The 17,249-nt window shown below is 67.9% G+C and carries 17 protein-coding genes and 1 other RNA gene; 12 read left to right on the top strand and 6 right to left on the bottom strand.

Annotated features, from left to right (window positions below; all coding sequences use genetic code 11):
* Positions 1–143: 143 nt before the first annotated feature.
* Complete coding sequence (hemN, locus tag ACFOES_RS10210; RefSeq protein WP_377833168.1) at positions 144–1,499, bottom strand: oxygen-independent coproporphyrinogen III oxidase; 1,356 nt, start codon at positions 1,497–1,499, stop codon at positions 144–146.
* A gap of 58 nt (positions 1,500–1,557) precedes the next feature.
* On the opposite strand from hemN, the gene fnrL reads away from it, so the two are divergent.
* Positions 1,558–2,304, top strand: a complete 747-nt coding sequence (gene fnrL / locus ACFOES_RS10205; protein WP_377833167.1) for a transcriptional regulator FnrL — start codon at positions 1,558–1,560, stop codon at positions 2,302–2,304.
* A 268-nt stretch (positions 2,305–2,572) separates the two neighbouring features.
* Here fnrL and ACFOES_RS10200 read toward each other — a convergent pair whose 3' ends face one another.
* Positions 2,573–3,412, bottom strand: a complete 840-nt coding sequence (locus tag ACFOES_RS10200; RefSeq protein ID WP_377833166.1) for a universal stress protein — start codon at positions 3,410–3,412, stop codon at positions 2,573–2,575.
* A 259-nt stretch (positions 3,413–3,671) separates the two neighbouring features.
* On the opposite strand from ACFOES_RS10200, the gene ccoN reads away from it, so the two are divergent.
* From ccoN to ccoP, 4 genes are read left to right on the top strand one after another with little or no spacing between them, the layout of a single operon-like run.
* Entirely contained in the window at positions 3,672–5,273 is a 1,602-nt protein-coding gene (gene ccoN / locus ACFOES_RS10195; RefSeq protein ID WP_377833165.1) for a cytochrome-c oxidase, cbb3-type subunit I, read from the top strand.
* Between the two features lie 12 nt (positions 5,274–5,285).
* Entirely contained in the window at positions 5,286–6,011 is a 726-nt protein-coding gene (gene ccoO, locus ACFOES_RS10190) for a cytochrome-c oxidase, cbb3-type subunit II (protein WP_377833164.1), read from the top strand.
* Positions 6,012–6,020: 9 nt separating this feature from the next.
* Positions 6,021–6,233 carry a cbb3-type cytochrome c oxidase subunit 3 gene (locus ACFOES_RS10185; protein WP_377833163.1) on the top strand — a complete coding sequence of 71 codons (213 nt, stop codon included), beginning with the start codon at positions 6,021–6,023 and terminating at the stop codon, positions 6,231–6,233.
* Positions 6,230–7,102, top strand: coding sequence for a cytochrome-c oxidase, cbb3-type subunit III (gene ccoP / locus ACFOES_RS10180; protein ID WP_377833162.1), 873 nt, complete (start codon positions 6,230–6,232; stop codon positions 7,100–7,102). Before ACFOES_RS10185 ends, ccoP begins: the two co-directional genes overlap by 4 nt.
* A gap of 79 nt (positions 7,103–7,181) precedes the next feature.
* Here the strand turns inward: ccoP and ACFOES_RS10175 are convergent, their stop codons facing one another.
* On the bottom strand, positions 7,182–7,394 hold the full coding sequence (locus ACFOES_RS10175; RefSeq protein WP_377833161.1) for a hypothetical protein: 213 nt from the start codon (positions 7,392–7,394) through the stop codon (positions 7,182–7,184).
* Between the two features lie 97 nt (positions 7,395–7,491).
* Here ACFOES_RS10175 and ACFOES_RS10170 point away from each other — a divergent pair, with 97 nt between their 5' ends.
* From ACFOES_RS10170 to ccoS, 5 genes are all read left to right on the top strand, one after another.
* Positions 7,492–8,379 carry a LysR family transcriptional regulator gene (locus ACFOES_RS10170; protein ID WP_377833160.1) on the top strand — a complete coding sequence of 296 codons (888 nt, stop codon included), beginning with the start codon at positions 7,492–7,494 and terminating at the stop codon, positions 8,377–8,379.
* Between the two features lie 245 nt (positions 8,380–8,624).
* Positions 8,625–10,055, top strand: coding sequence for a cytochrome c oxidase accessory protein CcoG (ccoG, locus tag ACFOES_RS10165; protein WP_377833159.1), 1,431 nt, complete (start codon positions 8,625–8,627; stop codon positions 10,053–10,055).
* On the top strand, positions 10,055–10,507 hold the full coding sequence (locus tag ACFOES_RS10160) for a FixH family protein (protein WP_377833158.1): 453 nt from the start codon (positions 10,055–10,057) through the stop codon (positions 10,505–10,507). The genes ccoG and ACFOES_RS10160 overlap by 1 nt, the downstream gene beginning before the upstream one ends.
* A 3-nt stretch (positions 10,508–10,510) precedes the next feature.
* Positions 10,511–12,700 (top strand): heavy metal translocating P-type ATPase, encoded by a 2,190-nt coding sequence (locus ACFOES_RS10155; protein ID WP_377833157.1) that lies wholly within the window; start codon positions 10,511–10,513, stop codon positions 12,698–12,700.
* 5 nt (positions 12,701–12,705) lie between these two features.
* Positions 12,706–12,864 (top strand): cbb3-type cytochrome oxidase assembly protein CcoS, encoded by a 159-nt coding sequence (gene ccoS / locus ACFOES_RS10150; protein WP_377833156.1) that lies wholly within the window; start codon positions 12,706–12,708, stop codon positions 12,862–12,864.
* Between the two features lie 77 nt (positions 12,865–12,941).
* On the opposite strand, the gene ACFOES_RS10145 is transcribed toward ccoS, so the two are convergent.
* The 3 genes from ACFOES_RS10145 to ACFOES_RS10135 all read right to left on the bottom strand — a co-directional run bounded on the left by ACFOES_RS10145 (position 12,942) and on the right by ACFOES_RS10135 (position 16,342).
* Entirely contained in the window at positions 12,942–13,625 is a 684-nt protein-coding gene (locus ACFOES_RS10145) for a fumarylacetoacetate hydrolase family protein (RefSeq protein WP_377833155.1), read from the bottom strand.
* A gap of 73 nt (positions 13,626–13,698) precedes the next feature.
* Positions 13,699–15,462, bottom strand: coding sequence for a D-alanyl-D-alanine carboxypeptidase family protein (locus ACFOES_RS10140; RefSeq protein WP_449222436.1), 1,764 nt, complete (start codon positions 15,460–15,462; stop codon positions 13,699–13,701).
* Between the two features lie 178 nt (positions 15,463–15,640).
* Positions 15,641–16,342, bottom strand: coding sequence for an HAD family hydrolase (locus ACFOES_RS10135; protein WP_377833153.1), 702 nt, complete (start codon positions 16,340–16,342; stop codon positions 15,641–15,643).
* A 156-nt stretch (positions 16,343–16,498) separates the two neighbouring features.
* On the opposite strand from ACFOES_RS10135, the gene ffs reads away from it, so the two are divergent.
* Positions 16,499–16,595, top strand: an RNA gene (ffs, locus tag ACFOES_RS10130) — signal recognition particle sRNA small type.
* A gap of 106 nt (positions 16,596–16,701) precedes the next feature.
* On the top strand, positions 16,702–17,052 hold the full coding sequence (locus tag ACFOES_RS10125; protein ID WP_377833152.1) for a YidH family protein: 351 nt from the start codon (positions 16,702–16,704) through the stop codon (positions 17,050–17,052).
* Positions 17,053–17,249: the final 197 nt, after the last annotated feature.

Below are 17,249 nucleotides of genomic sequence, written 5' to 3'. Positions count from 1 at the left end.
TTTGTCCAAATACTCCCGCCGGAGGCGGCCCGACCGTGCCGCAATGGGAGGTGTCGGGGCAGGTGCACCCGGCCGCAGGGAAGCGGGCAGCAACCCTGCGGCGGGGCACATCCCCCGCGGCGCGATGGCGCCACGGGGGAAGCTCAGATCGCGGTGCTGTGGCCGGCTTTCGACAGGTCGTAGGCGTCGAAGCTGCGGGCGATCATCCGCGTCAGCGGCCGGGCGTGTTCCGGGATCGCCAGCCCCTCGGCGCTGATCGCGACCATCTCGGGGAAGGCCTTCGCCGCCTTGTCGTACATCTCGGCCAGCTGCGCCTCGGAGGCGCCGTAGTCGCGGATCAGCTCGGCCGTGGAGACCTTGAAGTCGCACATCAGCGCCTCGATGATCCGGCCGCGCAGCTTGTCCTCTTCGCTGAAGACATGGCCGCGGCGGGTGGCGAATTCTCCCTCGCGGATCGCCTTGGTGTAATCGGCCGTCGCGCTGGCATTCTGGGCATAGCCCTGCGGGAAGCGCGAGATCGACGAGGCGCCGAGGCCCACCAGTACCTGCGCGGTGTCGTCGGTATAGCCCTGGAAGTTGCGCCGCAGCGTCCCGTTGGCCTGGGCCACGGCCAGCCCGTCCCCGGGCCGGGCGAAATGGTCGATGCCGATCTCGCGATAGCCGTCCCAGACGAAGAGCTTGCGCGCGGTCTCGAACAGCGCCAGCCGCTCCTCGGGCCGGGGCAGGGTATCGGACGGGATCATCACCTGCCGCCGGGCCATCCACGGCACATGGGCATAGCCATAGAGCGCCACCCGGTCGGGCGCCAGCGAGAGCAGCTTCTGGACCGAATCCGCCAGCCGCTCGGGGCTCTGCTGCGGCAGGCCGTAGAGGATATCGGCATTGAGGCTGTGCACGCCCCGGGCGCGTATCGCCTCGACCGCGTCGCGGGTGACGTCGTAGGTCTGGTCGCGGCCGATGATCTTCTGGATCTCGAGATCGAAATCCTGCACCCCGATCGAGGCGCGGTTCATCCCCGCCGCCGCCAGCGCGTCGAGCCGTGCGTCGTCGATCTCGTTCGGGTCGATCTCGACCGAGAACTCGGCCCCCTCGCCCATCGGCACGGCCTCGAAGACGGTGCCGGCCAGGTCGGAAATCATGTCCGCCGGCAGCATCGTCGGCGTGCCGCCGCCCCAATGCAGCCGCGACAGCCGCACGCCGGGGGCGAGCCGCTCCTTCAGCAGCGCGATCTCGGTCTTGAGAATCTCGGCATAGGCCCGCACCGGTTCGTCCGAGCTGGTGCCCTGCGTCCGGCAGGCGCAGAACCAGCACAGCCGGCGGCAGAACGGGACATGGAGGTAGAGGGAAATTTCCGACCCCGCCGGGATCGACTCGATCCAAGCGGAGAAATGCTCGTGACCCACTGACGCGTTGAAATGCGGTGCCGTCGGATAGCTTGTATATCGGGGCACACGCGCGTCAAAAAGCCCGAGCCGCGTCAGTTGCGATTCAGTTGCCATTGGACTACCTTGATAATCCGATTGCTTAGCGCCTTGACACAGATCAAACGAGAGCCGGATGGACCTCCATAACGCCAGTTTCAATTCCCATGATTGTGGGGACTGCCCGATCCGGCACCGCGCTGTCTGCGCACGTTGCGACGACCGAGAGCTCGAGGAGCTCGAGAAGATCAAGTACTACCGCAGCTACGAGGCCGGACAGACGGTGATCTGGTCGGGCGACCAGATGGATTTCGTCGGCTCGGTGGTCACCGGCATCGCGACCCTGACCCAGACGATGGAGGATGGCCGCCGCCAGATGGTCGGCCTGCTGCTGCCGTCGGATTTCGTCGGCCGGCCGGGGCGCCCCGCCGCCGCCTATGACGTTACCGCGACCACCGATCTGGTGATGTGCTGCTTCCGCAAGAAGCCGTTCGAGGACATGATGCTGCGCACGCCGCATATCGGCCAGCGGCTGCTCGAGATGACGCTGGACGAACTGGACGCGGCGCGGGAATGGATGCTGCTTCTGGGCCGCAAGACCGCGCGCGAGAAGATCGCCAGCCTTGTCGCCATCATCGCCCGGCGCGACGCCTCGCTGACGCTCGACGGCACCAAGGGGCCGCTGACCTTCGACCTGCCGCTGACGCGCGAGGCGATGGCCGACTATCTCGGGCTGACGCTGGAAACCGTCAGCCGCCAGATCTCGGCGCTCAAGCGTGACGAGGTCATCGTGCTGGAAGGCAAGCGCCACGTCACGATCCCGAATTTCGATCGGCTGCTGGAAGAGGCGGGCGACGATTCGGATGGCGGGATGCTGGTCTAAGCCTCTGATTTCGAAGCTGATCCAGTTGCGCGCGCGGAGCGCGCAAGGCTGTTGCGCGGGCGCTGCGCGCCGTGGGGGCGCTGCCCCCGTCGCCAGGAGCGACTCCCCCGGGATATTTTCATTCAGGTGAAAGGCAGGGCGCCGGCCTCCAGCTGGGAGGGCCGGGGCGCGCAAAAAAAGGCGCCGCTCCCGAGGCAGGGGCGACGCGCAAGTGGGGAACATTGTGGCGGGGCAGGGCCCCGCCAGGCCCGTCGGTGGGCCCTGAAGATCAGTGGGCCATGAAGACCGGCACTTCGGCGCCTTCGAGCATGGCACGGGTGGCGCCGCCGAGGATCGCCTCGCGGAAGCGCGAATGGCCATAGGCCCCCATCACCAGCATGTCGGCGTTCTGGTCGCGCAGGTGGCGCTTGAGCACTTCCGAGACCTTCGGCATCGTCTTGGCCAGCACCGAAACCTCGCTCCGGACGCCGTGGCGCGCCAGCATCTGGCTCAGCGCCCCGCCGGGATCTGAGCGTTCGGGGCCGTGCTGCGGCGGGTCGACGACGACGATGTTCACCGTGTCGGCGGCCTTCAGCATCGGCAGCGCCCGGCGGATCGCCGCCAGCGCCTCGGAGCTCTGGTTCCAGGCCACGACGATGCGCTTGCCGAGCGTCTCGCCCAGGCCGCCCTCGGGCAGCACCAGGACCGGCGCCTGGCCGTCGAACATCGCTGCCTCGACCACGGCCTCGTCCTCCTGGCCGCGGCCTTCGCCATAGGGCTGCGGCAGGACCACGAGGTCGCTGAACCGGGCCCGCAGCGCCACGATCGCGCCGAGGCCGCCGATCTGGGCCACAGCCGCGTCGACGCCCCAGCTGATATCCTCGGAACCCAGCACCTCGCGCACCTTGGTCTCGATCTCCTCGGCCTCGGCCTTGGCGCGGTCGATCAGTTCCTGCTGCAGCATCACCGTGGCGCCGGCGTAGTAGTAGCCCGCTTGCGTCCGGTCGATTCCGAGGCAGAGCACGTCAAGATGCGCGCCTTCGCGACGCGCGAGTTCTACCGCCGCGCGCAGGGTCGGTTCGAGCCCCTCCAGCGCCGTCAGAACCGTCAGAAGATTTTTGTAGGCCATCGGAAAACCCCTTGGAAAAGCTTGATTTTCAGAGCGACCGGACGTCGCGCTTCCGGATGCAGCAATACGCCACGCGCGCGATGGCCGCATTGACTTCGATCAACCCGCAGTTCACGCGTTTCTCACGTGGATATGGCCGAGGCTCACGCCTTTTTGACATGGATCAATGCGATTGCCCCCCCCTGCGGGCACACACGGATCCGTCGAATAATGCCCGGCCGAACCGACTCGGACCGGTAAAAAGACGAAGGGACGCACAATGTGGGATTTAGTTAAGCTGGTCGTGCTGGCGGTGATCGCGCTGTTCGCCGCGATCGCAGCCAACTACGCGCACGACCTTGCCTATCAGGTGCACGCAATCATCGTCATGCTCGTCGCCGGCGGACTGTTCCTCTGGAGCCTCCGCCAAGTGGGCGAGGAGCGGCCCGTCACCCCGACCAACGAATACATGGACGGCGTGGTGCGCTACGGTGTTGTGGCAACGGCATTCTGGGGCGTTGTCGGGTTTCTGATGGGGACGTTCATCGCGTTCCAGCTCGCCTACCCCGCCCTCAATTTCGAATGGGCCCAGGGCTTTGCCAACTTTGGCCGGCTGCGGCCGCTGCATACCTCGGCAGTGATCTTCGCCTTCGGCGGCAACGCCCTGATCGCCACCTCGTTCTACGTTGTGCAGCGCACCTCGGCGGCGCGGTTGTGGGGCGGCAATGCCGCCTGGTTCGTGTTCTGGGGCTACAACCTGTTCATCGTGCTGGCCGCGACCGGCTACCTGCTGGGCGCCACCCAGTCGAAGGAATATGCCGAGCCGGAATGGTATGTCGACCTGTGGCTGACCATCGTCTGGCTGGTCTACCTGGCGGTCTTCCTGGGGACGCTGGTGAACCGGAAGGAAAAGCACATCTACGTGGCGAACTGGTTCTACCTGTCGTTCATCGTGACGATCGCCATGCTGCATGTCTTCAACAACCTCGCGGTCCCGGTCTCGATCTTCGGCTCCAAGTCGGTGCAGGTCTTCTCGGGCGTGCAGGACGCGATGACGCAATGGTGGTACGGCCACAACGCGGTGGGCTTCTTCCTGACCGCCGGCTTCCTGGGCATGATGTACTACTTCGTTCCCAAGCAGGCCGAGCGTCCCGTCTATAGCTACAAGCTGTCGATCATCCACTTCTGGGCGCTGATCTTCCTGTATATCTGGGCCGGTCCGCACCACCTGCATTACACGGCGCTGCCCGACTGGGCCTCGACCCTGGGGATGATCTTCTCGATCATGCTGTGGATGCCCAGCTGGGGCGGCATGATCAACGGCCTGATGACCCTGTCGGGCGCCTGGGACAAGCTGCGCACCGATCCGATCATCCGGATGATGGTGGTCTCGGTCGGCTTCTACGGCATGTCGACCTTCGAAGGCCCGATGATGTCGATCCGCGCGGTCAACTCGCTGTCGCACTACACCGACTGGACCATCGGTCACGTCCATTCCGGCGCTCTGGGCTGGAACGGCATGATCACCTTCGGCGCGCTCTACTTCCTGACCCCGCGGCTGTGGAACCGCGAGCGGCTCTACAGCACGGCGCTGGTCTCGTGGCACTTCTGGCTCGCCACCATCGGCATCGTGCTCTACGCCTCGGCGATGTGGGTCTCGGGCATCATGCAGGGCCTGATGTGGCGCGAAGTCGACGCCAACGGCTTCCTGGTCAACTCCTTTGCCGACACCGTCGCGGCGATGCATCCGATGTTCGTGGTGCGCGCGACCGGCGGGGTGCTCTACCTGACCGGCGGCATCATCATGTGCTACAACCTCTGGAAGACCGTGACTTCGGTGGCCGAGAAAAAAGCCGCCTCCACGGCTGTTCCGGCTGAGTGATCGGAGACAGTCATGGCTTTTCTGGACAAACACAAGAAAATCGAAACCAACGCCTCGCTGCTCTTGGTGCTTGCCTTCCTGGTGGTCACCATTGGCGGTCTGGTCGAGATCGTGCCGCTGTTCTACCTGCAGAACACGATCGAGAAGGTGGAAGGGGTGCGCCCCTACACCCCGCTCGAACTGGCGGGCCGCAACATCTACATCCGCGAGGGCTGCTACGTCTGCCACAGCCAGATGATCCGCCCGATGCGCGATGAGGTCGAACGCTACGGCCATTATAGCCTGGCGGCGGAATCGATGTACGACCACCCGTTCCAGTGGGGCTCGAAGCGGACGGGGCCCGACCTCGCCCGCGTCGGCGGTCGCTACTCGGACGCCTGGCATGTCGACCACCTGACCAACCCGCAATCGGTGGTGCCGGAATCGGTAATGCCGAAATACGGCTTCCTGCTGCACAACATGATCGACGGGAAGTATATCGAGGACGTCATGAAGACCAACCAGATGGTCGGCGTGCCCTATACCGAAGATATGCTCAAGAACGCCCGGGCCGACTTTGCCGCCCAGGCCGATCCCGACAGCGATTACGAAGGGCTGCAGGAACGCTACGCCAAGGCCAATGTCCGCAATTTCGACGGCCAGCCCGGCATCTCCGAAATGGACGCGCTGATCGCCTATCTGCAAGTGCTGGGCACGATGGTCGATTTCTCGACCTTCATCCCCGACAAGAGCCGGTAGGAGGGGCCGATGGAAACCTACGAGGCCCTGCGTCATTTCGCGGATAGCTGGATGCTTCTGGGCCTGACCCTGGTGTTTCTCTTCGTGGTTCTCTGGGCCTTCCGCCCGGGGGGCCGCAAGAGCCAGGACGAGGCAGCGACCTCGATATTTCGAAACGAAAATAAGCCCGCCCGCGACGGTGCGCACAAGCACGGCACCTCTGGGAAGGAGGGGACGAAATGAGTGAGAAGAAACCTCAAGGGAAGAAGGCCAACGAGGTCGAGACGACCGGCCACAGCTGGGACGGTATCGAGGAATACAACAACCCGCTTCCGCGCTGGTGGCTGTGGACCTTCTATGCCTGCATAATCTGGGCGCTGATCTATTCGGTGCTCTACCCGGCCTGGCCGCTGGTCAAGGGCGCGACGCCGGGCCTGCTGGGCTGGTCGACCCGCGGCGACGTGGCCAAGGAGATCCAGCAGTTCGACGACAAGAACGCCGCGATCAACGCCAAGCTGGTGGCGACCGACCTGAACGACGTCGCCAAGGATCCGGCGCTGCAGCAATACGCGGTCAATGCCGGCGGCGCGGTGTTCCGCACCTGGTGCGCCCAGTGTCACGGCGCCGGCGCAGGGGGCAACAAGGGCTTCCCGAACCTGCTCGACGACGACTGGCTGCATGGCGGCACGCTGGACCAGATCTACACCACGGTGCAGCACGGCGTGCGTGATCCGGCCGACGAGAACACGCTGCCGGCGCCGGCGATGCCGGCCTGGGCCGACGTGCTCGAGCCCAAGGAGATCACCGATGTCGTGCAATACGTGCTGAAGATCTCGGGCCAGAAGGCGGATGCCGCGGCGGCGGATGCCGGCGCCACGGTCTTCGCCGACAACTGCGCCTCCTGCCATGGCGAGGACGCCAAGGGCATGGTCGAGATGGGCGCGCCCAACCTGACCGACGCGATCTGGCTCTATGGCGGCGACGTCAAGACGATCACCGAGACCGTCGACAAGGGCCGCGCCGGGGTGATGCCGTCCTGGACGGCGCGCCTGAAGGATGCCGACATCCGCGCCGTGGCCGTCTATGTCCACGGTCTGGGCGGCGGCGAGTAAGACCACCCACCACGACCCAGGCACGAGGAAGGCCCGGAACCGCAAGGTCCCGGGCCTTCCTTCGTTTCGCGGCATCGGCCTACAGGTCCCGCGGGGCGATCAGCCGCCAGCGCCGCCCGCGCCTCGTCCCCCGGGCCCGGCGCCGCGCCAGCCGGCGCCGGCCGAGGCGGCGTTCCTCGGCGCGTTCCTGCTCGATCAGCCGCCGCTCCAGGTCCTCGCTGCGGCCGTCGCGCATCCAGAGCGCCTCGTTGCGGGTCGCGGTCATGAAGCTATGTCCAAGAATTTCCAGCATGGTGCATTCCTTCCCAGTCGTGTCTGCCCTTTCAATATCTGGGAAATGCTGCGACCCTGCGACTCAGCAATAATCGCAATGTGTAAGCTGTGATTACATGACGCCCTGGCTGTCCCTGCCGCCGCTCTCGGCCCTGCGCGCCTTCGCGGCCTATGTCGAGACCGGCTCGGTCAGCGCGGCCGGGGCGCGGCTCAATGTCAGCCACGCGGCGGTGAGCCAGCAGTTGCGGGCGCTCGAGACGCATCTCGGCGTGCGCCTGCTCGACCGTTCGGGCCGGGCGCTGGAGCTGACGACCGAGGGCCGGCTGCTGGCCGACGCGGTGACGGCGGGATTCGGCGGCATCGCCCGGGTGGTCGAGCTGCTGACCGGCGCCGAGCAGAGCCGTCCGCTGCAGGTCACCACGACGCCGTCCTTCGCCGGCGGCTGGCTGATGCCCCGGCTGGCCGATTTCCGCAGCCGTCATCCCGAGATCGACCTGGCGATCGATCCCAGCGGCGCGGTCAAGCCGCTCGGCCCCGGCGGTCACGATGTCGCGCTGCGCTATGGCAACGGCGACTGGGCCGGGACCGAGGCGCATCTGCTGGTCGACTCGGGCCTCGTCGTCATCGCCGCGCCGGAGCTGGTCGGCGGCCGGGCGGTCGGTTGCGTCGCCGACCTGGCCGATCTGCCCTGGATGCAGGAGCTGGGCACCAATGAGGCGACCGATTTCCTGGAGCGGCACGGCGTCGCACGCGGGGCGGGGGGACTCACCTCGCTGCCGGGTAACATGATGATCGACGCGGTCCGCGACGGGCAGGGAGTCGCGGTGATCGCCCGCGCCTTTGTCGCTGCGGATATTGCCGCGGGCCGATTGCGGCTTCTGTTCGAGGACGATAGCCGCAAGGGATATTTTCTGGTTACGCCGCAAGGGGTTATGCGGCCTGCGGTGAAGGCTTTCGCGCAATGGGCGTTGCGTCAGGCGGCGCAGGATCGTCGCCCGACTTGACACAAGTCAATGCGCGGCCCTCGCGAATGAGTGAAAAGGGGCCTGCCCTCGACGAAATCGGGGGAGCACCGGCGCCCCGTCCTGTTCGCGCGTTTCCTGGGGGCGCCGGTGCCGCATTGCGGCAAGACGCCCCACGGGGGCGTCTTTTCATGCATGGATAAGGCACCTTATTGATGCAGGTCAAGGTAACGCCCTCTCACGCAGCGGATATGTCGCGTGAGCGATGAGACACCGGAGAAGGCAATTTGAGTTCTTCCGACAGCACCCCCGAGCATCTTTACGAAGCCCGCGAGCCCGTCTTTCCGAGGCGCGTGAAGGGCAACTTCCGCACCCTGAAGTGGTGGATCATGGCGGTGACGCTGGGCATCTACTACATCACGCCCTGGATTCGCTGGGACCGCGGGCCCAGCCTGCCGGACCAGGCGGTGCTGCTCGACCTCGCCAACCGCCGCTTCTTCTTCTTCTGGATCGAGATCTGGCCGCACGAGTTCTACTTCGTCGCCGGCCTCTTGATCATGGCCGGCCTCGGGCTGTTCCTGTTCACCTCGGCGCTGGGCCGGGTGTGGTGTGGCTATGCCTGCCCGCAGACGGTCTGGACCGACCTCTTCATCCTCGTCGAACGCTGGGTCGAGGGCGACCGCAACGCCCGCCTGCGGCTCTATCGCCAGGGCTGGAACCTCCAGAAGGTCCGGCTGCGCGCGACCAAGTGGGTCCTTTGGCTGCTGATCGGCCTCGCGACGGGCGGCGCCTGGGTGTTCTACTTCACCGACGCGCCGACGCTGCTTTACAATCTGGTCACCCTGCAGGCCCATCCCGTCGCCTACATCACCATCGGCGTGCTGACCGCGACCACCTTCGCCTTTGGCGGTTTCGCGCGCGAACAGATCTGCATCTACGCCTGCCCCTGGCCGCGAATCCAGGCCGCGATGATGGACGAGGACACCATCACCATCGGCTATCGCGAATGGCGCGGCGAACCGCGCGGCAAGCACCGCAAGGCGGCCGGCGCCGAGAACCTGGGCGATTGCATCGACTGCATGGCCTGCGTCAATGTCTGCCCGATGGGCATCGACATCCGCGACGGCCAGCAACTGGCCTGCATCACTTGCGGGCTGTGCATCGACGCCTGCAACGACATGATGGACAAGGTCGGCAAGCCGCGTCACCTGATCGGCTACATGGCGCTGACCGACGAGACCGCCGAGCGGGGCGGGGCGACGCCCAAGAGCGTCTGGAGGCACGTCTTCCGGCCGCGCACCATCCTTTACACCACGCTGTGGTCGGCGGTCGGCATCGGCCTGCTGGTCGCGCTGTTCATGCGCCAGCCGATCGGCCTGACCGTCGCGCCGGTGCGCCAGCCGCTCTACGTCACGCTGTCCGACGGTTCGATCCGCAACACCTATGACGTGCGGTTGCGCAACCAGCAGCACGAGGACCGGCCGTTCCAGATCTCGATCACCGGGCCCCAAGAGCTGAAGCTGACTCTCGAGGGCACGGATGGTACGGTCGTCACCGTCCCGGCCGACAAGAGCCGTCTGCAGCGGGTCTATGTCATCGCGCCGGCCAACAGCGCCCCGGCGCACCGGGAACGCACCGAGATCCGCCTCTGGGTCGAGGACACCAAGAGCACCGACCGGGTTTCCGACAACACGGTCTTCTTCGGAAAGGGCAAGTGATGGCACCTTTGACCGGCCGCAAGGTTCTGGCGATCACCGTCGCGTTCTTCGGCGTCATCTTCGGGGTGAATTTCGTGATGGCCTATCAGGCCATCCACACCTTTCCCGGCCTCGAGGTCGAGAACGGCTATGTCGCCAGCCAGAGTTTCAACGCCGACATGGCGGCGCAGAAGGCGCTGGGCTGGACCGTCAACCTGACCTACGCCAACAAGCATTTCATCGTCGAGTTCGACGGCAAGGACGGGCATGAGCCCGACGTTGCCGTGCTCGACGTGCTGGTTGGCCGACCGACCGAGGCGCGCGAGGACCAGCGCCCGGTCTTCGCCCGCAACGGCGCCGTCTTCTCGGCCCCGCTCGACCTGCGGCCCGGCCGCTGGATGGTCGTGGTCCAGGCCAAGGCCGGCGACGGCACCGCCTTCAAGCAGCGGCTGTCGCTCTACGTCCCGGGCTGAGCCATGAACACGGTGGCGCGTCCAGCTCCCTCCGCCTGCCCGGCCTGCGCCGTGGCCCCCTCGGCCGAGGCGCTGGCCGAGGCCGCCAAGCCGACCGAAGCGCGGCTGATGCTGTCGCTGCCCACCGCCCATTGCGCCGTCTGCATGTCGACGGTCGAGCGCGGCCTTGGCGCGGTGCCCGGGGTGCATTCGGCGCGGGTCAACCTGACGCTCAAGCGGGTCTCGGTCGAGGCCGATCCCGAGATCGACGCCGAGCAACTGATCGAGGTGCTCGACGGTCTAGGCTACGAGGCGCATGAGCTCGACGCCGGCACCCTGTCGGCGACCGAGACCGACAAGCGCGGCCGCGACCTGTTGATGCGGCTGGGCGTCGCCGGCTTCGCGATGATGAACGTGATGCTGCTGTCGATCGCGGTCTGGTCCGGGGCCGAGGCGGCGACGCGCGACATGTTCCACTGGATCTCCGCCGGCATCGCCCTGCCCACCGTGGCCTTCGCCGGCCAGCCCTTCTTCAAGAACGCGCTGACCTCGCTCAAGGCCAGGCGGCTGGGCATGGATGTGCCGATCTCGCTGGCGATCATTCTCGCCGCCGGGATCTCGCTGTTCGAGACCATCGAGGGCGGCCGCCACGCCTATTTCGACGCTGCCGTCTCGCTCACCTTCTTCCTGCTCGCCGGCCGCTACCTCGACTACCGCACCCGCGCCGTCGCCCGCTCCGCCGCCGAGGAACTGGCGGCGCTGGAAGTGCCGCGGGCGATCCGGCTCGAGAACGGCGAAGAGGTGACGGTGCCGATCGCCGAGCTGCGGCCGGGCGAGACCATCCTGGTCCGCCCCGGCGGCCGCATCCCGGTCGACGGCGTCGTCATCAAGGGCACGTCCGAGCTCGACCGCTCGCTGCTGACGGGAGAGAGCCTGCCGGTCTGGGCCGGGGCCGACACCGTGGTCAGCGCCGGCGAGGTCAACCTGACCGGCCCGCTGACCGTCAGGGTCACGGCGGCCGGGCGCGACAGCTCCCTGCACCGCATGGCCGACCTCGTCGCCGTCGCCGAGAGCGCCAAGAACAAGTATACCTCGCTCGCCGACCGCGCCGCCGGCATCTACGCCCCGGGGGTGCACCTGCTGTCGCTGCTCGCCTTCCTCGGCTGGCTCTGGGTCTCGGGCGGCGATCTGCGGCTGGCGCTGAATATTGCCGTCTCGGTGCTGATCATCACCTGCCCCTGCGCCCTCGGCCTCGCCGTGCCGGCGGTGGTGACGGCGGCCTCGGGCCGGCTGTTCCGCAAGGGCATGCTGATCAAGGACGGCACCGCGCTGGAACGTCTGGCCGAGGTCGACACCGTCGTCTTCGACAAGACCGGGACGCTGACGCTGGGCACGCCCGAACCGCAGAACCTGGCCGACCACCCGGCCGAAGAGCTCGCCGTCGCCGCCGCGCTGGCCGCCGCCTCCTCGCACCCGCTGGCGCTGGCGCTGGCCGAGGCCGCGAAAGGCGCCGGCATCGCCCCGGCCGCGCTTGCGGAGCTGCGCGAGGTGCCGGGCTACGGCGTCGAGGGCCAGTGGCAGGGCCGTCGCGTCCGCCTCGGCCGCGCCGAATGGACCGGCGCCACCCCAGTCGCCGCCACCGCCACCTATCTCGACCTCGGCACCGGTGCCCCGCGCCCCTTCACCTTCCTCGACCGCCTGCGCCCCGGTGCCGAAGCGGCCGTGGCCGGACTGCGCGCCCAGGGCAAGGCGGTGCAGCTGATCTCGGGCGACACCCCGGCGGCGGTCGCGGCGCTGGCCGAGAAACTGGGCATCGACGACTGGACCGCCGAGGCGCTGCCCGCCGACAAGGTCGCCCGCATCGCCGCGCTCGGCGCCCAGGGGCGCAAGGTGCTGATGGTCGGCGACGGGCTCAACGACACCGCCGCGCTGACCGCCGCCCATGTCTCGATCTCCCCCGCCTCGGCGCTCGACGCCGCCCGCGTCGCCTCGGATATCGTGCTGCTGGGCCGCGACATGGCGCCGGTGGCCGAGGCGACGCGGCTGTCGATCCGCGCCGTGCGCCGGATCAAGGAGAATTTCGGCGTCTCGCTGGCCTACAACCTGATCGCGGTGCCGATCGCGGTGCTGGGCTTCGCCACCCCGCTGGCGGCGGCCTTGGCCATGTCGGCCTCTTCCATTACAGTCTCGCTGAACGCGCTCCGACTGCGATAAGAACCATGGACGTCATCGTCTACCTGATCCCCATCTCCCTGTTCCTCGGCGGCATCGGCCTCGGCTTCTTCTTCTGGACGCTGAAGAACCGCCAATACGACGACCCCGATGGCGACGCCAACCGCATCCTGACCGACGACTGGGACGACCACCCGCGCCCCTGAGGCGGGGCTCCCCATTTCTTCTTTGCGAATATACTCTCGGGGGGCTCCGGGGGGCAGACAGCCCCCCGGCCCAGCCGTCAGACGATCCGCGTCGTGACCTCGCCCAGCCCCTCGATCGCCACCGTGCAGCTGTCGCCGCGCGCCAGCGCGCCGACGCCGGCCGGGGTGCCGGTATAGACCAGGTCGCCCGGCCGCAGCGCGACCAGCCGCGACAGGAAGCCGAGGATCGCCGGCACCGGCCAGATCATCTCGCCCAGCGGTGCCTGCTGGCGCAGTTCGCCGTTGACCGAACAGCTCAGCCGGGCGCTGTCCGATGGGTGGCCGGCCTGCGCCACCGGCAGCAGGGCGCCGCAGACGGCGGAGGCGTCGAAGCCCTTGGCCATGTCCCAGGGCCGGCGCATCTCCTTCGCCTCGGCCTGCAGGTCACGCCGGGTGAGGTCGTTGCCCGGGGCATAGCCCCAGATGTGCCCCAAGGCCTCGGCCTCGGCGATGTCGCGCCCGGCCTTGCCGATGGCGACCACCAGTTCCGCCTCGTAATGCAGGTTGGCGGTGGCGGGCGGGTAGGGGGCGTCGCCACCGGTCACGGCATCGGCGGGCTTGGTGAAGAAGAACGGCGGCTCGCGCGCGTCATTGCCCATCTCGCGGGCATGGGCGGCGTAGTTGCGGCCGACGCAGAAGATGCGGCGCACCGGGAAGCGAGCGGCGGTACTGGCAACGGCGACCGAGGGCTGCGCCGGGGCGGGGATGACGAAATCGGGCATGACGGGAACCTCCTGCCCCTTCTATGCCCGCCGGGCCGGCCGGCCGCAATCGCCCGTGGTCAGCCGGCCGGGCTCAGGACGGCGACAGCGAGAAGCACTGGATGTCGCGCGCCTGCAGCCGGGCGCAGGCGAGGTCGGCCTGGTCCTGAGTCATGCCCATGAAATTGGCGTCGAAGCCGTTCTTGCGCCGCACCACCTTGCGCAGCGAATCGCTCAGCGCGCTGCTTTCGGTCAGGGCAGTGCGCAGCAGCGCCTTCTCGGCCTGGTAGCGCGAGGGGAAGCGACCGACATTGATGCCCCAGTCGCGCCCGCCCGAGGTCGACATCCGGGTGACGATCTCGGGCCGGGCCTCCGGTGTCGGCGTCGTCGCCGGGGCGGCCGAGGCGAAAACGATGCCGGACGAGGCGGCGCTGTCGTCCTGGGGGCCGCCGTCGCCGCTGGCGGCGGTCGGCTCGATCGCGTCGATGCTGTCCTCGTCCGAGGCCGGGGCGGTGTCGGCCATGGCGACGACGGTCGCCTGCGCCGGCGCCGGGGTCGGTGCGGGTGACGTGGCGGGGGCCACGGTGTCTGCGCCGGCAGTGTCTGCGGCGGCGGTCCGGGTCTCGGCTTGCGCGGCGGGCTCTGCGGCGGCGACCTGCACCGGGGCGGCGCTGCCGGGCCGCGGCGCCGGCACCGGCGAGCGGGCGAGCCCATCGCCGGGATCTTCGGCCGGCACCGCAGGGTCGGCGGCGGGCGCGTCCTCGGCCACCTTGACCGGGTCGGCCGCCGGCTGGCTGTCCTCGACCGCGTTCAGCGCGCTCGAGATGTCATCCTTCATCGCCACCAGCAACTTGCTCGAAGGCGGCTGGGTCGGCGTGGCGCCGTCGGGGCGCAGCCGCGGCCGCGGGCTGGTATGGACGGCGGTGGCCAGCCGGATGGTCTTGCCCACGGCCACCCTCACCGGTGCGCCGGGCGCGTCCTTCTGGGCGACCATGTCGAGATCGGGCGCCACCGGCTTCTGCACCTTGGCGTAGGCCGGGGCGCGCGAGAAACCGATATCGAGCAGATGGGCCATCTTGGCGTTGCGCTGCGCCGTCGAGGTGCCGCCGAAGATGACGCCGATGATCCGCTTCTGGCCGCGCTTGGCCGAGGCGACGAGGTTGAAACCCGACGCGTAGGTATAGCCGGTCTTGATCCCGTCGGCGCCCTTGTAGGCGTTCAGGAACTTGCGGTTGGTCGAGTAGACCCGACGCACCCCGGCATCGGTCGAGCGGCGCGAGAAGATGTTGTAATACTGGGGGAAATCGTAGAACAGGTGGCGCCCGAGGATGGCCATGTCATGCGCCGTCGACAGGTGGCCCGTGCGGGTCAGGCCGTTGGCGTTCTTGAAGGTCGAGCGGGTCATGCCGAGCATCTTGGCGGTGTCGTTCATCCGCTTGGCGAAGCCCGCCTCGGAGCCGCCGATCGCGTCACCGATGGCGGCGGCGGCGTCGTTGGCCGATTTCACCGCCGCGGCCCGGATCAGGTAGCGCAGCTTGATCTTCTGCCCCGGCTGCAGCCCCAGTTTCGACGGCGGCTGGTTGGCGGCGTGGCGAGTGACGGTGACATAGCTGTCGAGCGAGATCTCGCCGCGCCGGATCGCGTCGAAGGTGATGTAGAGCGTCAGCATCTTGGTCAGCGATGCCGGATGCAGCGGGGTATTGGCGTTCTTGGAATAGAGCACCTGGCCGGTGCGCGCGTCGATCACATAGGCGGCATAGGGCGCCGCCCGGGCGACCAGCGGCGCCAGGATGACAAGACAGCCCACGAGGGCGGCCATAACGAGATTGCGGACGGATTGCCCCGGTGAAGAAGCCACGTCACTGCCCTTTTCTGCCTCGGCGTCCCGGTTGATCCGGAACTGCGCTCTGCTTCGGTTCACGATAACACGGGTGCCGAAAGGCGAAAACCCCCGGGAGTCAACGAGTTTCGGGCGAAAGCTGACATTTTCGCGGGGTCGGGACCTGCGGTCCGGCCGCAGGGGGGCGGGATGTGCCCTAGCCGTCGGCCAGCCGGGCGACCAGATCGGGCAGGGCGCCGAGGTCGGCAAGCTCGTGGAAGCGGTCGTGATCGGTCGGCGCCTCGCCGTGCTCGTAGGCCCAGGTCAGGTCATGCGGCACGAAGGTGCCCCAGCCGCCGGCCTCGAGCGCCGGCAACACGTCCGAGCGCAGCGAATTGCCGACCATCATCGCCTTCTCGGCGCCGTCGCCGTGGCGGGCGAAGATCTCGGCATAGACGGCGGGCGTCTTGTCGCTGACGATCTCGACCCCGTCGAACAGCTCGCCCAGCCCCGATTGCGCCAGCTTGCGCTCCTGGTCCAGCAGGTCGCCCTTGGTGATCAGCAGCACGCGGTAATCGCCGGTCACCGCCTCGATCGCTTCGCGGGCATGGGGCAGCAGCTCGATCGGGTGGCGCAGCATCTCCTGCCCGGCGGCGATCAGCTCGCGGATCACCGATGCCGGCACCCGCTCCTCGGTGACCTCGATCGCGGTCTCGATCATCGACAGGGTGAAGCCTTTGATGCCGAAGCCGTAATGGCCGACATTGCGGCGCTCGGCTTCCAGCAGGCGTTCCTCGAGATGGTCGCGCTCGGCATAGTCCGCCAGCAGCTCGGCGAAGCGTTGTTCGGTCATGCGGAAGAACTGCTCGTTCTGCCACAGGGTGTCGTCGGCGTCGAAGCCGATGGTGGTGATCGTCATGGCACGTCTCCTGTGGGCATGTTCTGCGCCTGTGCGGCGGGCGATGCAAGGCGGAGGGGGCGGACGCCTCCGGCGGGAGTATTTCTGCAAAGAAGAAGGCGAGGGTCGGGGCGACTCACCTTGAACTCGGCGCGCGGATTTTCTATATCCTCGGGTGAGAGGTTGGCGCGGGCGAGCGCCTCGCCAACCCGGTCAGGTCCGGAAGGAAGCAGCCGTAACGAGCCCCGCTTGGGTCGTTGTCCAGCCTCTCACCCATCTTCGGATGGTCGCGATGGCCCGCCCCCGTGGCGGGCCGTCGTCGTTTCGGGCGCCGGGTTCCGTGCATTGCCCGTGCGGCGGCGGCATTCTAGGCTTCGCCCATGACCGATTTCGACAGCATGAAGACCGAATGGGCCGAGGAACGCACCGTGCTGGCGGTCGAGCGCACCTACGCCAGCTGGCTGCGCACCGGGCTGGGGGCGATCGGGGTGGCGATCGGGCTGCACGTGGTGTTCGGGCTGGGGCCGCATGGCTGGGCCGGACGTGCCGTCGCGTCGCTGTTCCTGGTGATCGCGTTGACACTCTTCGCGGCGGCCGAGCGCCAGGCGCAGCGGCAGTTGCGTCAACTGGCCGAGGAATACCCGCTGCCGCATCGGGGGCGCTTCACCTCGATCTCACTGCTGTTCATCGTGGCGACGCTGGCGGTCGGGGTGTTGCTGTGGAGCCTGTGAGGGCCGGTTAGGGGGGTGCATGCACCGCCCGGCGTTCGCGCCGGGCACGCGTCCGGCCGCGCCATGGCGGCCGCGTCCCCCCGGTGCGATTTACGCCCCCGGCGCTTTTGCTGCGGGACCCGGCGATAGCCCGTTTCGCCGGATCCAAACGAAACGGCCCGGGGCATCGCCTCCGGGCCGTCTGGTTCCATCGTCTC

This window comes from Acidimangrovimonas pyrenivorans (genome assembly GCF_042643245.1).
In the GTDB taxonomy this organism is placed as follows: domain Bacteria; phylum Pseudomonadota; class Alphaproteobacteria; order Rhodobacterales; family Rhodobacteraceae; genus Acidimangrovimonas; species Acidimangrovimonas pyrenivorans.
This window is presented reverse-complemented; position numbering and strand designations above follow the sequence as displayed.

Bases quoted from the DNA above. Each gene is read 5' to 3' on its own strand.
- hemN (WP_377833168.1), bottom strand. From the start codon at position 1,499: ATGGCAACTGAATCGCAACTGACGCGGCTCGGGCTTTTTGACGCGCGT.
- fnrL (WP_377833167.1), top strand. From the start codon at position 1,558: ATGGACCTCCATAACGCCAGTTTCAATTCCCATGATTGTGGGGACTGC.
- ACFOES_RS10200 (WP_377833166.1), bottom strand. From the start codon at position 3,412: ATGGCCTACAAAAATCTTCTGACGGTTCTGACGGCGCTGGAGGGGCTC.
- ccoN (WP_377833165.1), top strand. From the start codon at position 3,672: ATGTGGGATTTAGTTAAGCTGGTCGTGCTGGCGGTGATCGCGCTGTTC.
- ccoO (WP_377833164.1), top strand. From the start codon at position 5,286: ATGGCTTTTCTGGACAAACACAAGAAAATCGAAACCAACGCCTCGCTG.
- ACFOES_RS10185 (WP_377833163.1), top strand. From the start codon at position 6,021: ATGGAAACCTACGAGGCCCTGCGTCATTTCGCGGATAGCTGGATGCTT.
- ccoP (WP_377833162.1), top strand. From the start codon at position 6,230: ATGAGTGAGAAGAAACCTCAAGGGAAGAAGGCCAACGAGGTCGAGACG.
- ACFOES_RS10175 (WP_377833161.1), bottom strand. From the start codon at position 7,394: ATGCTGGAAATTCTTGGACATAGCTTCATGACCGCGACCCGCAACGAG.
- ACFOES_RS10170 (WP_377833160.1), top strand. From the start codon at position 7,492: ATGACGCCCTGGCTGTCCCTGCCGCCGCTCTCGGCCCTGCGCGCCTTC.
- ACFOES_RS10160 (WP_377833158.1), top strand. From the start codon at position 10,055: ATGGCACCTTTGACCGGCCGCAAGGTTCTGGCGATCACCGTCGCGTTC.
- ACFOES_RS10155 (WP_377833157.1), top strand. From the start codon at position 10,511: ATGAACACGGTGGCGCGTCCAGCTCCCTCCGCCTGCCCGGCCTGCGCC.
- ccoS (WP_377833156.1), top strand. From the start codon at position 12,706: ATGGACGTCATCGTCTACCTGATCCCCATCTCCCTGTTCCTCGGCGGC.
- ACFOES_RS10145 (WP_377833155.1), bottom strand. From the start codon at position 13,625: ATGCCCGATTTCGTCATCCCCGCCCCGGCGCAGCCCTCGGTCGCCGTT.
- ACFOES_RS10135 (WP_377833153.1), bottom strand. From the start codon at position 16,342: ATGACGATCACCACCATCGGCTTCGACGCCGACGACACCCTGTGGCAG.
- ACFOES_RS10125 (WP_377833152.1), top strand. From the start codon at position 16,702: ATGACCGATTTCGACAGCATGAAGACCGAATGGGCCGAGGAACGCACC.